The sequence below is a fragment of the Flavobacterium sp. Root186 genome, from assembly GCF_001428525.1.
Classification (GTDB): domain Bacteria; phylum Bacteroidota; class Bacteroidia; order Flavobacteriales; family Flavobacteriaceae; genus Flavobacterium.
In genome coordinates this window covers 1,042,628-1,056,161 of the sequence record NZ_LMHW01000010.1, presented here as the reverse complement: position 1 = coordinate 1,056,161, position 13,534 = coordinate 1,042,628, and the positions used below count along the sequence as shown (strand labels likewise).

The following is a 13,534-nucleotide window of genomic DNA, read 5'->3' as shown; positions in this document are numbered from 1 at the left end:
AGGGCTTCGACTTCGCTCCGCCTGACAATCGTAATCGTTATGTGAACCTGAGAAAAGTCAAAGGGATATTAAGGATTACTCATAACTCATAACTCATAACTCATAACTCATAACTCATAACTCATAACTCATAACTCATAACTCATAACTCATAACTCTTATCCTCCAATCGCAATCATACTACGATTATCAAAATGTTTTGCAGGATCATTCATTTCATCTATTGTAACCATTCCGGCGCGGACTTTCTTCTTATTTTGAACAGATTCAGAAATCAAATTTGTAATCGATTCACCATTTCTGAAAGGAGTTAAAAGATCCGTTTCTGAATTCGAGAAAAGACAATTTTTAATTTTGCCATCAGCAGTTAAACGAATTCGGTTACAGCTGTCACAAAACGGATTTGTAATTGAACTTATGATTCCGAAATCGCCTTGAAAGTCTTTTATTTTGTAGGTTCTCGCCGTGAAGCTTTTTTCATCTTCCAGTTTTAGAATTTCATCTTCAGTAAAATTATTTCCTACTAAAGATAAAATCTCATTTTGAGAAACCATTTTGCTTCTGTCCCACTCATTTCCGGCAAACGGCATAAATTCTATAAAGCGAACTGAAATTGGTAAAAATTGTGTTAGTTTAACGAAATCTACAATTTCGTTATCATTAAAACCTTTCATCAAAACTACATTTACTTTTACCTGAAAATCATGATTTAAAAGTAAATGCAAATTATCAACAACTTTTTCAAACTGATTTCTGAGTGTTATAGAATGGAATTTAGACGAAACCAAAGTATCTAAGCTCAAATTGATCTTTTTGACTTTAAACTGTTTCAAAACATCGATATGACGATCAATTAAAATTCCATTAGTCGTTATCGAAAGTGAAATATTTAAATCAGCTAATTTTGCGATTATCTCTGGAAAGTCTTTTCGTAAAAGCGGTTCTCCGCCCGTTAATCTAATTTTGTCAACACCATTTTGTGCGAAAGTCTGAGCGATACCAAAAATCTCGTCAGCCGTCATTAAACTGGCTTTAGGAGAAAGCGCAATTCCATCGGCCGGCATGCAGTACGTACAACGCAGGTTGCATTTTTCCAGCAGCGAAATGCGCAGGTAATTGTGTCTGCGCCCAAAACCATCCGTCAAAATTGTGTTAGAGGCTGTCATGATTTTTTCCTTTTAAAATATGAAAGACGTGCATTACATGCGGAAAAACAGCGTCCATCGATTCTCTCGCTCCATTTGTTGAGCCCGGCAAAGCTAAAACTAAACTTTTACCCAAAGTTCCGGCCACAGTTCTTGAAAGCATGGCATAAGGCATTCTTTGCTGTCCGTAATCGCGAATTGCTTCTTCGATTCCCGGAATTCTGCTTTCTAAAATTGGTGACAAAGCTTCCGGCGTAACGTCTCTTGGAGATAATCCCGTTCCGCCTGTAAAAATTACCAATTGATTCTCTTTTGCGTAAGCTTTAGTTCTTTCCTGAATAATATCCAATTCATCTGGAATAATTTCATAATGAGAAGTTTCAACTCCGTATGACTCTAATTTCTCCACAATAATTTTTCCGGATCGGTCTTCTTTATCGCCTGCAAAAATCGAATCAGAACAAACAAAAACCGCCGCTTTTATAGCATTCGGAAATTTATTTTTGAAAGAAGATTTTCCACCTTCTTTATTAATCAATTTGATGGTTGAAATTTCAATTTCTTTATCAATTGGTTTCAGCATATCATACATCGTAAGCGCGACAATCGATGCACCGTGCATGGCTTCAACCTCAACTCCGGTTTTGTAAACGGTTTTTACATTGAAAATAATCTGAATCTCCAATCCTTCAATTTTATATTCGACCGATGTAAATTCAATTGGAAGCGGATGACAATCCGGAATAGACAAATGCGTATTTTTTACCGCAAATAATCCTGCCGTTTTTGCCATTTCGAGCACATTTCCTTTCGGAACTAAATTATTCACTACTGCGTCAATTGTTTCTTGTCTGCTGACTTTTACAATTGCCGTTGCAGTTGCTTTTCTTAATGTGCTTATTTTATGCGTAATATCTACCATTCTGTTTTATTAGGTATTTTGTTTCCAGGTGAATGTATCGTTTTCAAATATTTCTTTACCAAAAATCGGCACATCGGTTTTAATCCAGTTTACGATTGCTTCTGTTGCTTCATAAACTTGTTTGCGTCGCATCGCCGAAACAAAAACAAACAAACAAATTTCGCCTGCTTTTACAACGCCCAAACTATGGTAAATGTGCATACAGGTTAAATCGAATTTGGCGAAAGCTTTTTCGCGAATCGTGTGCAAAGCTTCGTTTGCCATATCCGTGTAAGCTGAATAATCAATCGCCACGACTGTATTGTCGTGAATTACATCGGCACGAACTTGTCCTAAAAAAATATTGTGCGCCCCAATTGTATGTTTCGATTGGTGTTTCGCAATCGACTCGGCTATAAATTCAGGAGAAATTGGCCCTTCTACAAATACATTTTTACTCATTTTTTATGTTTTTTTTGATAGCCACGAATTCACGAATTTTTATTTTATTCAATCTGTAAAATAGTGTCAAATTTATCTCGAATTATTAATTATAAATTTTAAAAATCACTCAACAAACTTTTCAATTCTTTAGTTCTGTCGATTGTCATTTGAGTTCTACAATCTATATACATTTTGTTTGCTATAACTCCTCCTTCATCTTCAGAATAGCTTTGAAATTTGCAATTTGAATCTCTAAACTTTATCCAGTCTTTTTGTGCAGTAACCAAATTTGCCTGATCATTTGCCGTTAGTTTCTTTTTCAACTGATTATAAACGGTATTCAACTCTTTATCTGCTTTTTCATAAATTTTATATAATTCTGTTTCGCCTGTATAATCAACCTCTTTTTGGGAAAACATAAATTGTGTAAAGCAGAAAAACATAAATAATACGAATGAGGTTTTCTTCATAATTTAAATTGAAATGGTAGTTTTTTCTTTTATTAAATCTTTCATTGCTAAAATACCTCCAGCAACACTTTTTATATTTTTAAATTGATGCTTTTGAAGTAACTCTGCTGCGACTTTACTTCTAATTCCAGATTGACAGAAAATGTAAATCGTTTGGTTTTTATCCAGTTTTTCAATTTCATTTTCTAGATTAATTAATGGAATCTGGATTTGATTTTTTAAATTGATTTTTGGAAGTTCCTCTTCATTTCTAACATCCAAAAATAGAATCTCATCATTATTTATTTCATCCAAAATCGATTCAAAATTAACTTCTTCAACTTCAGATTTATAGTATTTTTCTTCGAATGATTCTCTGCTTATTGACTTAAAATCACTTTTATCAAAATCATATTTTTGCTGTTCGTTATTGAGAATATTATAAACTAATATTTTACCGCTTAAAACTTCTCCAATTCCGAGAATCATTTTCAGAACTTCATTTGCCTGAAGCATTCCGATAATTCCAACCGAAATTCCGGTTACTCCGGCATCTTCGCAGTTTAAAGCGTTATTGTTTTCATCTGGATACAAACATCTGTATGTTGGTCCGTTTTGATAATTGAAAACTGAAACTTGTCCTTGAAATCTAAAAATTGATCCGTAAACCATTGGTTTATTGGTTAACAGACAAGCATCGTTTATTAAATATTTAATTGAAATATTATCTGTTGCGTCAACAATAATATCATAGTTTTGAAATAACGAAATGGCGTTTTTACCTGATAATTTCTCTGCAAAAGCGTTGACTTTTACCAGCGGATTCAATTCTGATATCATCAGTTTCGCTTCTTCAGCTTTGGATTTTCCAACAGCCGAACTTTTGTAAATCACCTGACGATGTAAATTCGAAATCTCAATATCATCATCATCTACAATTCCTATTTCGCCAAATCCGGCCGCAGCCAAATAAGGCAGAATTGCCGCGCCCAAGCCTCCGGCACCAATAACCAAAACTTTAGCTTTCGATAATTTGTACTGACCATCCTCTCCTATTTCAGGAAGAATCATTTGTCGGTTATATCGGTTTGATGCACTCATAAATTAATTTTTATCCTCCGGCAAATGGTGGTAATAAAGCAACAATATCACTTGTTTGTAAATTGTAATCTGCTGCTTTTGAAACTATTTTTTGATTTACTGCTACGCTGAAAGAAAGCGATTCAAATTGGTATTTTTCGTTTAAATCATGCAATAATTTTTGCAGAGACAATTCTTCGGAAAAAGATAACTTTTCGAATTCACATTTTGTCTTTTCAGCGACAGCTCCAAAATATTTAATCTCGATCATTTTTATAAATTTAAATTCTGAAAAATGAATTCATCTTCAAAATGTTCCTGAAAATAGGAAATCCAGCTTGAAGTATTTCTAACCACTTCGCCAATCACAATAATAGCGGGCGATGATATGTTTTTTTCAGCAACCAATTTAGTGATTGTATTGATAGTTCCAATCACTTTTTGTTCTGAATTTTTTGTTCCGTTTTGAATAATGGCTATGGGTAAATCGTCATTTCTGTTTTCCTGATAAATAGAAATTATTTCGTTCAATTTATGCATTCCCATCAAAATAACTACCGTCGCCGCCGATTTTGAAGCTAAAAGAACATCTTTTGATAATTTATGATCAGAAGTTGTTCCGGTAATTACCCAAAAACTTTCGGCTACTTTGCGCTGCGTCAGACTAATTCCAACCGAAGCAGGAACGCCCAAAGCAGATGAAATTCCGGGAACAATAGCGGTTTCAATTCCAAACTCTTCTGCAAATTCAATTTCTTCACTTCCTCTTCCAAAAACAAACGGATCTCCGCCTTTTAAACGCACCACATGCCCGTGACTTTTTGCCATCGAAACAATCAAATCATTAATCTGATCTTGCGTGTAAGCGTGACAGCCTAATCGTTTTCCAACAAAAACAATTTCTGCGTTTGATGCATATTCTAACAATTCTTCGTTGACCAAAGCATCATACAAAACTACATCGGCACTTTTTAAAGCTTTAATGGCTTTCATCGTAATCAGCTCAACGTCGCCCGGACCCGCGCCAACAATCGTTAATTTTGGTGTTTTTAAGTTTTGCATAATCTTTAACTTAAATTGATATTCAGGTCATTTAATTCGTCGGCCGAATTAATATTCGTCAAATGAAAGTTTTCACTTTCTTCTATATTCAAAATTTGATGCGGTACTTTAGCCAGCAAATCCATCATTTTTAATTCATCTGAATCAATCGCACTTTTGATAATCGGAACAATTTTTTTTGAATAAATTCCGATTAATGGATGCGTTTTACTTTCGGAAGCAAAAACGGTAATTCCAGCTTCTTCTGTATGTTTTGAAATTAATTCAGTTAGCAATTCAGTAGAAATCAACGGAATATCACAGCTTAAAATCAAATTGAATTCGGTTTCAGAATGTGATAAAGCGGTATAAATTCCACCTAACGGGCCTTTATCTGAAATAATATCCTGTATTTTTTCATAAGGAAGATAATCGTATTCTTTTGATGCTGTAATTAGTTTGATCTGCTCCGTAATGGGCAAAATCGCCTTAATTATATGTTCAATAAATGGTTTTTCCTGAAACAAAACCAATCCTTTCTCTGACTGCATGCGAGAGCTTTTTCCACCGCAAAGAATAAATGTTGTTAATGTTGTTTCCATATCTTTTTTGTTTCAGGTTTCAAGTTTCAGGTTTTGCCAATCTTTGTCTTTTTAAACACATAGAAACATAGTTTTTCTTTGTGCTTAAAGGCGTTTCACTTGCATAAATAAACATAGCTATGTGTGATAACCTGTTATCTTTTAAATCTTTTTTTTCAATATCATAAAAAATCTATGTTTCTATGTGTTTAAATAAATTTCAAGGAAAAATCAATTTGACGCTTGCCATCAAAATTACCGTTCCTAAAACCATTTTTAATGTTCTGTTAGAGAAAGAACCGCTTCCGTAAAAGCCTCCCAGCATTCCTCCTACAACTGCAATCGGAACCAGATAGAAACTCTCCATCGGGATTGTTTTTCCTCCTAAAAAGAAACCTAACATTCCGGCTGTTGAATTCACAAAAATGAATAAACTCGAAACTGCAGCCGATTCTTTTACCGATGCCCAACCTAAAAACAATAAAATCGGGCTTAGGATAATTCCACCGCCAATTCCTAACATTCCTGATAATAACCCTATTGCAAAACCAATTACCAATGCAATCGGAAGATTGATTTTTACTTCTTCTTTTTCTTTAAAATTAAATACGCCAAACAATCTCAGCGCTACAAAAACCAATACAATTCCTAAAACAATTTTATAAATCGCGCTGTCTAAAGTTATAAAACCTCCAATGAATGCTGCCGGAATTGAGGCAATTGCAAACGGATAAAAGAGCTTTGGTTTGAAATAATTCTTTCTGTAATAAAACAAAAATGATATACTCGAAACAAACAAATTCAACAGCAAAGCAGACGGTTTCATAATCGAAATCGGGAAAGCAAAAATGCTCATCAAAGCCAAATATCCCGATGCACCGCCGTGACCTACGCTAGAATATAAAAACGCAATAATGATTAATGCGAAACTGAATAGTACTATGTTTTCGGAACTTAAGATGTTCATTGTGTGTTTTTGTATCAGGTTTTCTTTGTTTCAGGTTTCAAGTTTTCAGCTATATGTTTAAAATTACACACCGCTTTTCATCCTTAACACCAAAAATCTATTTTCTTTACTCTTTATTCTATTTTCTAAATTCTAATCTATCGGCAATAATGTTACTAATTGGCCTTTTTTATATTCCTGAATATCTTCCGGAACAATAAGTAAACTGTTTGCTATGGCAAAAGTGTTAAGCATTGCAGAACTTTGTCCGTCGAGAACTGTTACATTTGTTTCATCGTATTTTGCTTTTAAGAATAATGTTTTTCCTGTATTATTCTTAATATCCGAATTTAATTTACGAACTACTTTTGTCTTATGAATTTCCGATAATCCTAATTTGTTTTTGATTGCAGGCGAAACGTAAATGTAAAAATTCGTCAGCGATGAAGCTGGATTTCCGGGTAAAGCAAAAACTAAGGTTTCCTTTTTTGAGCCAAAGAACATTGGTTTTCCAGGTCTCTGATTGATTTTATAAAACAATTCCTGAACGCCGTTTTGCAATAAAGCTTCTTTTACAAAATCATAATCGCCTACTGAAATTCCACCTGAAATTAAAACAACATCGTATTTTTTCAGAATACTTTTAAGCGCATTTTTTGTTGCTTTTAAATTATCTTTTACTCTGTAAACTTTTGTTTTTTTGATTCCGATAGTTTGCAGTGCCGCTTCCAGCATAACCGAATTACTTTCGAAAATTTTTCCTTTTTTAAGTTTTTTTCCCGGTTGTATTAATTCGTTTCCGGTAACTAAAATGGCTGCTTTCGGCTTTTTGTAAACCTCAACTTCTGTAATTCCTAAACAAGCTAAAAACCCAATTGCTGCCGGCGTTATTAAAGTATTAGCTTCAAAAACAACACCGTCTTTTGCAATTTGTTCCCCTTTTAGACGAACATTTGAAAGCTTCTCAGGCATTGTGGCAATCAAAATCGAATCTTTATTTGCCATTACATGTTCCTGCATGACGACAGTATCTGCATCATCGGGAACAAAAGCACCTGTAAATATTCGAATTGCTTCGTTTGGCTTTAATTTTATATTTGAATGATCTCCAGCCTGCGAAATTCCAACAATATCATATTGATGTTTGATGCTGTGCGTAAAGGCATATCCATCCATTGCCGACTGACGAAACGGCGGCATATCGATTGGCGAAATTACTTTTTCTGCCAAAACATATCCTAACGCTTTGCTAACCTGAATTAGCTTTGTCGGCATTTTTTTGCTGTTCGCCTCAATAATCGCTATAGCATCTTCTACTTTAATCATTCGTGTTATTTTTACAAGCAAAAAATACTTATTACAAATATAAGTATTTTTACTTAGTTAAATCAATTAAGTATCTAAATTTTTTAAAAATATAAATTTAGCTTAATTCTTTTAAATACCGAGCGAAAAAATCAAATAGCTTTTAAAGCTGAAGAGTTTGATTTACTTTCTTTTAAAATTACCTTTTAAAAAGCTAATAAAGGAATTAAGATTTTCCTTTCTGTTTTTCTAATAATTTTTTGAACTAGACCTTCCTGGAGGACTTTTTTGAAAGTTTTTTAAGTTCTTAAAATGTAATTAAGGTATTAAAAACAAGCAAATTAAATGAAAAATATTACAATTCATTATCCTTAAAAAAATATTTTTAACATTTAAAAAATAAAAAACAACACTCAACCAACTGATTAACAAATATTTAAACTAAAACATGAATTAATAAAGTCATTTTATCTGCATCATTTTGAAAAAAAGTTTACTAAACTTTTGGTTTTTATTATATTAAAATTAACTTTGTCTATAGGATTAGTAGAGTTATAAAATAATATTCGAAACCAAAAAAGCTGTATTTTGAAAACAACCGAGAGCATATCGCATTTTATTCTTCCTAAAAATGATACTTATAACAGTTGTTGTTATATGTGCTTCTGTTGCTAATTCCTAAAGCAATACATTCGTTATCGGATTAATTTTTAAATCTAAAAACGAAATCTCAATTTCACCACAAGATTACTTTTATTGAATTACAATCATCTAATTGATGCATAAAACTGCGGCAAAAGGATTTTTGAATATACCTATATTTTAAAAAGAAAATAATTAACCAACTAAAAAACAACTAAAATGAAAACAATGCAAACTTGCTGCTGTAAATAAAAAAAGCCATTTCTGCGGCAACAGAAATGGCGAGGCTTAAAGAACATTTATCACTAAATCAAGGAAACAATCAGAGTGCTGAAAATTCAGCTCTCAGGGCGCCTTGTTAATTACTTAAACCATTACAAAGAAATGAAAAAAAATATAAACCTCATTTTATGGGTTACAATTTTGTTAACATCCCTGCAATTTCAGGCACAAAATACAACACCGCTTATTCAATCTAAACTCGACGGAACTGTAGTCGATGACATTACAAATCAGCCAATTATAGGTGCATCAGTAACTATTAAAGGTACTACTCACGGAGTACAGACAGATGCTGAAGGAAAATTTTATTTTCAAACGGGTCAGAAATTTCCTTACACCTTAATCGTAAGTTACATAGGATATAAGAAACTAGAAATTATAGTAGAGAAAAATCCGGTTACGATTCATTTAAAAGAAGAAAGGCAAGAACTAGACGAATTAGTTGTTGTGGGTTACGGAACTCAAAAGAGAAAAGACATTACCGGTTCTGTAGCTTCTGTACCAAAAGCCAATTTATCTCAGGTAACCTCATCAGCAGATAATTTATTACGAGGCGCTGTTGCCGGTGTGGTAGTTACACAAAGTTCAGGTCGCCCGGGCGCTTCATCAAGTGTACGTATTCGTGGAGGGAACTCAATCACAGCGGGTAACGAACCTTTATATGTTGTAGACGGAATTTTAATTTACAATGACAACGCAAACAGCTCTGCCGGAGTTGCTAACGCCGGAGCGAGCTTAAACGTATTATCGACCATAAACCCAGCCGATATTGAATCTATCGAAGTTCTAAAAGATGCCTCTGCGACTGCAATTTACGGTTCACGTGGTGCAAATGGTGTTGTTATTATTACAACTAAAAAAGGAACAAAGGGACAGGATAATATTTCTTATCAAGGTTATTTTGGGTTCCAAAATGTATCTAAAAAACTTCACGTGATGAATGCCAGCCAATGGGCAAGTTTGCGAAATGATGTTCAGGCAAGTATTGGTCAGGCTCCTTCTTTTTCTGCGGCACAGATAGAAGCTTTTAAAACTTCTGGAAGCTACGACTGGCAGGATGCTGCTTTTAGAACTGCAGCTCCGGTTCAAAATCATCAATTGTCTTTTTCAGGCGGGGATGAAAGGTCAAGATATGCCGTTTCTGCAGGATATTTTGATCAGGAAGGTATTGTTCTGGGATCTGATTTTAGACGTATCTCTCTTCGTATCAATTACGAAAGAAACTATTCTCAAAACTTTAAATTTGGTATTAATGCCAATTATAGTAACTCACTTTCTAATGGTGTTGCAAATAATGGCAGCGGAGGAAGAAATCCAAATCCTTTGGTTAGTGTTTTACTGACTGCTCCTGTAGTGCCAATTAGAAATGAAAACGGAAGTTATAATGTAACTAACAATCCATACGCAACTTCTGTAAATGGTTATGTTCCAAACCCTATTAATGATTTGGAAAATACTATAAACGAAACTAAAATCAATAGAATTCTAACCAGTTTATTTGGTGAGTACAAAATCACTAAAAAACTTACCGCCAAAGTTGCGGTAAGCGGTGACGTAATCGATACAAAACAAAATTATTACGCTCCTGCAAATACATCAAATGGTGCAGGAACAAAAGGTGTGGCTTCTGTTGGGGACAGATTGGTTAGTTCTGTATTAAATGAAAATACGTTGAACTATAATACCAACTTCGGCGAAAGCCATAAATTCTCAGCTTTAGGAGGTTATACGCTTCAATACACTAAAGGAGAAGTAGTTACAGCAGGATCAAATACTTTTATAAATGATGCTAATACTTATAATGCGTTACAAGATGGTGTGGCAGTAAAACCATACAGCGATGCATACGAAAGTGTTTTAAAATCATGGCTTGCGAGAGTAAATTACTCTTATAAAGGAAAATATAACTTTACACTTTCTGCTCGTGCAGATGGATCTTCAAGATTTGGTTCTGAATCACTTTGGGGTTATTTCCCATCAGCAGGTTTCTCCTGGAATATCACTGATGAAGAATTTGCAAACAATATCAAAGGTGTAACCGAAGCTAAACTTAGAATTACTGCCGGAACTACAGGAAATCAGGAAATTGGAAATTACCTTGCTTTAGCTCAAATGGGTTCTGTAAACTATTCTTTTGGAGGAACATTATACACAGGACTTGCTCCTACCCGATTAGCAAATCCGGATTTGAAGTGGGAAAAAACAAACCAGTATAATGTTGGTTTAGATTTATCTCTTTTAGACAGAAAAATCAATTTTGTTTTTGATGTGTATTACAAAAAAACAAACGATTTATTAATCAGCGTTCCTGTGCCGTTAACTTCAGGATATGCAAGTGTTCTTCAAAATATTGGAGGTGTTGAAAATAAAGGTATCGAAATTGGTTTAACAACTGAAAACCTAAAAACTGAAAACTTCTCATGGAACTCTAATATTGTTTTTTCTGCTAATAGAAATAAAGTGGTAGCTATCGGAAATGGTGTTGATCAATTCTTTCCTGTAGTACCAAACGGTTCTTTATTACAGCAGCAGCCGGTTACGGTAAAAGTTGGATTACCATTAGGAACTTTCTGGGGATACAGAACAAACGGAATTTTCCAAACTCAGGAAGAAGTTAATACCCAACCAAAAATCAACAGTTTAGCAAATACAAAAGTAGGAGACAGAAAATATGTTGATACAAACGGAGATGGTGTAATTACAGCTCTTGACAAAGGCGATTTAGGTTCATCTCAGCCAAAATTTGTTGGAAGTTTCAGCAACACAATTTCTTATCATGATTTTGATTTGAATTTCTCTTTCCAAGGTTCATACGGAGGAAAAATCTTCAACGCTTTAAATCAGCAGTTAGAGATTTCTACTCTTGGAACAAATGCTAATGTAACATTAGAAGATCGCTGGACACCAACAAATCCAAGCAATGAAATTCCAAGAGCAACAAGTTCTCCGTTAGGAATTGTTTCTGAGCGTTATGTAGAAGATGCTTCTTTCTTACGATTAAAATTAATCACTCTAGGTTATACTTTACCCAAAAGTGTTTCTAAAAAACTGGGAACAAAAAGCGTGAAATTCTACGTTTCAGCAGAAAACCTAATTACCTGGACAAAATACTCTGGTTATGACCCGGAGGTAAGTTCATACGAACAAAACAACTTATATCCCGGAATTGATTTTGGCTCTTATCCAAACTCAAAAACATTCATCTCGGGCTTGAACGTAACTTTCTAAGTAAAAAAATATATAAAATGAAAAAGATTATAATAACATTCCTTTTAAGTGCCGGACTATTTGTATCGTGCACAGATCTGGAGGTAACACCAACCTCTTTTGTAACCGAAGATAATTACTTCATCACCCAGGATGACGCCGTTGCCAGTGTAACTGCCGTTTATGCATCATTAAGCCTTGATCCGGGAGAACAGAGTTTATTTGGCAGAAACCTTTATTTCCTGACAGACATGGCTTCAGATTATGCTGCAGCAGGAGTTTCGGCAACGAACCCTCAGGTTAGAGCTTTGAGCAGTTTGACTCACGATGCTACTTCAGACCGTGTTCAGGTAGCTTGGAGACAAATATATGCAGGAATTAACAGAGCCAATGTTTCTATTGATAATATCCCAAAAGTATCTGGATCTGAAGTTGTAAAAACAAGATTAATCAACGAAGCTAAATTTATCCGCGGATTGCTTTATTTTCAGGCAGTTCGTCTTTGGGGCGGTGTTCCAATTGTTTTGCATGAACCAACTTCTATTCAGTTAGAAAGTTTAAAATCAAGAAGAGCGACTGTCGATGAAGTTTATGCGCAGATTATTTCAGATTTGACTGCTGCCGAAAGCTTACCTGCAACTTATACTGCTGCAGATGCCGGACGTGCTACGTCTGGAGCTGCAAAAGCAATTTTAGCAAAAGTGTATTTGACAAGAAAAGATTATCCAAATGCCATTTTAAAAGCAAGAGAAGTAATTAACGGCGGATATGGTTATGCTTTATTCGAAAACTTCCAGGATATTTTCACAAAAACAAAAAAGAACGGAAAAGAACATATTTTCTCTGTTCAGTTTGAGCCAAACCAAGCTGGAAATGGATCTAGCGGAAGTACATTCCAAGCAACATCTTTTACGGGATTTACAGCAACAGAACCGGCAGATATTATCTCAGACGTAGCTTTATTTTATGATATTTATGAAACCGGAGATACACGTAGAGATGTAAGTTACGCAAAACAACTGCTTAACCCAACAACCGGAACTTTGTATACTTTCCCTAAACCAATCTTTAAAAAATATCTGGATTTAACCAATTTGGCTACTCCAGGAAACGTAGCGATCAATTTCCCTTTAATTCGTTATGCAGACATCTTATTATCATTGGCAGAATCGATAAATGAGCAAGGTGCACCAACTGCAGAAGCTTATGAATTAATTAATCAGGTAAGAAGAAGAGCTTACGGAAAACCAATTACAACACCAGATGCAACTGTAGATTTAGCTGGATTAAACCAAACCTCTTTTAGATCTGCAATTCAGGAAGAACGCAAAAAAGAATTTGTTCAGGAAGGACAACGCTGGTTTGACTTAGTACGCTGGGGAACTTTAGTTACAGAAATCAAAAAAGTTACAGCTAAAAACTCAGTTTCTGAAAAAAATAATCTTTATCCGATTCCACAGAGTGAAAGAAATATTGACCCAGTTGGTTTACCGCAAAACCCTGGATATTAA

General features: G+C 34.4%; 12 protein-coding genes. 2 read left to right on the top strand and 10 right to left on the bottom strand.

Features of this window, described 5'->3' with window-relative positions; genetic code table 11:
* Positions 1–158: 158 nt before the first annotated feature.
* The 10 genes from moaA to glp form a co-directional block, all read right to left on the bottom strand.
* Positions 159–1,166, bottom strand: a complete 1,008-nt coding sequence (gene moaA / locus ASD98_RS08440) for a GTP 3',8-cyclase MoaA (protein ID WP_056202712.1) — start codon at positions 1,164–1,166, stop codon at positions 159–161.
* Positions 1,153–2,067: a bifunctional molybdenum cofactor biosynthesis protein MoaC/MoaB gene (moaCB, locus tag ASD98_RS08435; RefSeq protein WP_056202709.1), complete on the bottom strand. Its 915-nt coding sequence runs from the start codon at positions 2,065–2,067 to the stop codon at positions 1,153–1,155. The genes moaA and moaCB overlap by 14 nt, the downstream gene beginning before the upstream one ends.
* Before the next feature lie 9 nt (positions 2,068–2,076).
* On the bottom strand, positions 2,077–2,508 hold the full coding sequence (locus ASD98_RS08430) for a molybdenum cofactor biosynthesis protein MoaE (protein WP_056202704.1): 432 nt from the start codon (positions 2,506–2,508) through the stop codon (positions 2,077–2,079).
* Positions 2,509–2,606: 98 nt separating this feature from the next.
* Positions 2,607–2,960 (bottom strand): lysozyme inhibitor LprI family protein, encoded by a 354-nt coding sequence (locus ASD98_RS08425; RefSeq protein WP_082577810.1) that lies wholly within the window; start codon positions 2,958–2,960, stop codon positions 2,607–2,609.
* A 3-nt stretch (positions 2,961–2,963) separates the two neighbouring features.
* Positions 2,964–4,040 (bottom strand): HesA/MoeB/ThiF family protein, encoded by a 1,077-nt coding sequence (moeB, locus tag ASD98_RS08420; protein ID WP_056202696.1) that lies wholly within the window; start codon positions 4,038–4,040, stop codon positions 2,964–2,966.
* A 10-nt stretch (positions 4,041–4,050) separates the two neighbouring features.
* A complete protein-coding gene (locus tag ASD98_RS08415; protein WP_056202694.1) occupies positions 4,051–4,290 on the bottom strand; it encodes a MoaD/ThiS family protein in 240 nt (79 codons plus the stop codon).
* A gap of 2 nt (positions 4,291–4,292) precedes the next feature.
* Positions 4,293–5,081 (bottom strand): uroporphyrinogen-III C-methyltransferase, encoded by a 789-nt coding sequence (cobA, locus tag ASD98_RS08410; protein WP_056202691.1) that lies wholly within the window; start codon positions 5,079–5,081, stop codon positions 4,293–4,295.
* 5 nt (positions 5,082–5,086) lie between these two features.
* Positions 5,087–5,662 carry a molybdenum cofactor guanylyltransferase gene (locus ASD98_RS08405; protein ID WP_056202689.1) on the bottom strand — a complete coding sequence of 192 codons (576 nt, stop codon included), beginning with the start codon at positions 5,660–5,662 and terminating at the stop codon, positions 5,087–5,089.
* A gap of 199 nt (positions 5,663–5,861) precedes the next feature.
* Complete coding sequence (locus ASD98_RS08400) at positions 5,862–6,608, bottom strand: sulfite exporter TauE/SafE family protein (RefSeq protein WP_056202687.1); 747 nt, start codon at positions 6,606–6,608, stop codon at positions 5,862–5,864.
* Positions 6,609–6,740: 132 nt separating this feature from the next.
* Complete coding sequence (glp, locus tag ASD98_RS08395) at positions 6,741–7,913, bottom strand: gephyrin-like molybdotransferase Glp (RefSeq protein ID WP_056202684.1); 1,173 nt, start codon at positions 7,911–7,913, stop codon at positions 6,741–6,743.
* 1,005 nt (positions 7,914–8,918) lie between these two features.
* Here glp and ASD98_RS08390 point away from each other — a divergent pair.
* Together ASD98_RS08390 and ASD98_RS08385 are read left to right on the top strand one after the other, a co-directional pair.
* The gene (locus tag ASD98_RS08390) at positions 8,919–12,044 is read left to right on the top strand and encodes a TonB-dependent receptor (RefSeq protein ID WP_056202679.1); all 3,126 of its coding nucleotides are present in this window, start codon (positions 8,919–8,921) and stop codon (positions 12,042–12,044) included.
* 17 nt (positions 12,045–12,061) lie between these two features.
* Positions 12,062–13,534, top strand: coding sequence for a RagB/SusD family nutrient uptake outer membrane protein (locus tag ASD98_RS08385; protein ID WP_056202674.1), 1,473 nt, complete (start codon positions 12,062–12,064; stop codon positions 13,532–13,534).

Excerpts from the sequence above, each read along its gene's own strand:
- ASD98_RS08400 (WP_056202687.1), bottom strand. The coding sequence starts at position 6,608 with ATGAACATCTTAAGTTCCGAAAACATAGTACTATTCAGTTTCGCATTA.
- ASD98_RS08430 (WP_056202704.1), bottom strand. The coding sequence starts at position 2,508 with ATGAGTAAAAATGTATTTGTAGAAGGGCCAATTTCTCCTGAATTTATA.
- moaA (WP_056202712.1), bottom strand. The coding sequence starts at position 1,166 with ATGACAGCCTCTAACACAATTTTGACGGATGGTTTTGGGCGCAGACAC.
- ASD98_RS08405 (WP_056202689.1), bottom strand. The coding sequence starts at position 5,662 with ATGGAAACAACATTAACAACATTTATTCTTTGCGGTGGAAAAAGCTCT.
- moeB (WP_056202696.1), bottom strand. The coding sequence starts at position 4,040 with ATGAGTGCATCAAACCGATATAACCGACAAATGATTCTTCCTGAAATA.
- glp (WP_056202684.1), bottom strand. The coding sequence starts at position 7,913 with ATGATTAAAGTAGAAGATGCTATAGCGATTATTGAGGCGAACAGCAAA.
- ASD98_RS08390 (WP_056202679.1), top strand. The coding sequence starts at position 8,919 with ATGAAAAAAAATATAAACCTCATTTTATGGGTTACAATTTTGTTAACA.
- ASD98_RS08415 (WP_056202694.1), bottom strand. The coding sequence starts at position 4,290 with ATGATCGAGATTAAATATTTTGGAGCTGTCGCTGAAAAGACAAAATGT.
- ASD98_RS08385 (WP_056202674.1), top strand. The coding sequence starts at position 12,062 with ATGAAAAAGATTATAATAACATTCCTTTTAAGTGCCGGACTATTTGTA.
- cobA (WP_056202691.1), bottom strand. The coding sequence starts at position 5,081 with ATGCAAAACTTAAAAACACCAAAATTAACGATTGTTGGCGCGGGTCCG.
- moaCB (WP_056202709.1), bottom strand. The coding sequence starts at position 2,067 with ATGGTAGATATTACGCATAAAATAAGCACATTAAGAAAAGCAACTGCA.
- ASD98_RS08425 (WP_082577810.1), bottom strand. The coding sequence starts at position 2,960 with ATGAAGAAAACCTCATTCGTATTATTTATGTTTTTCTGCTTTACACAA.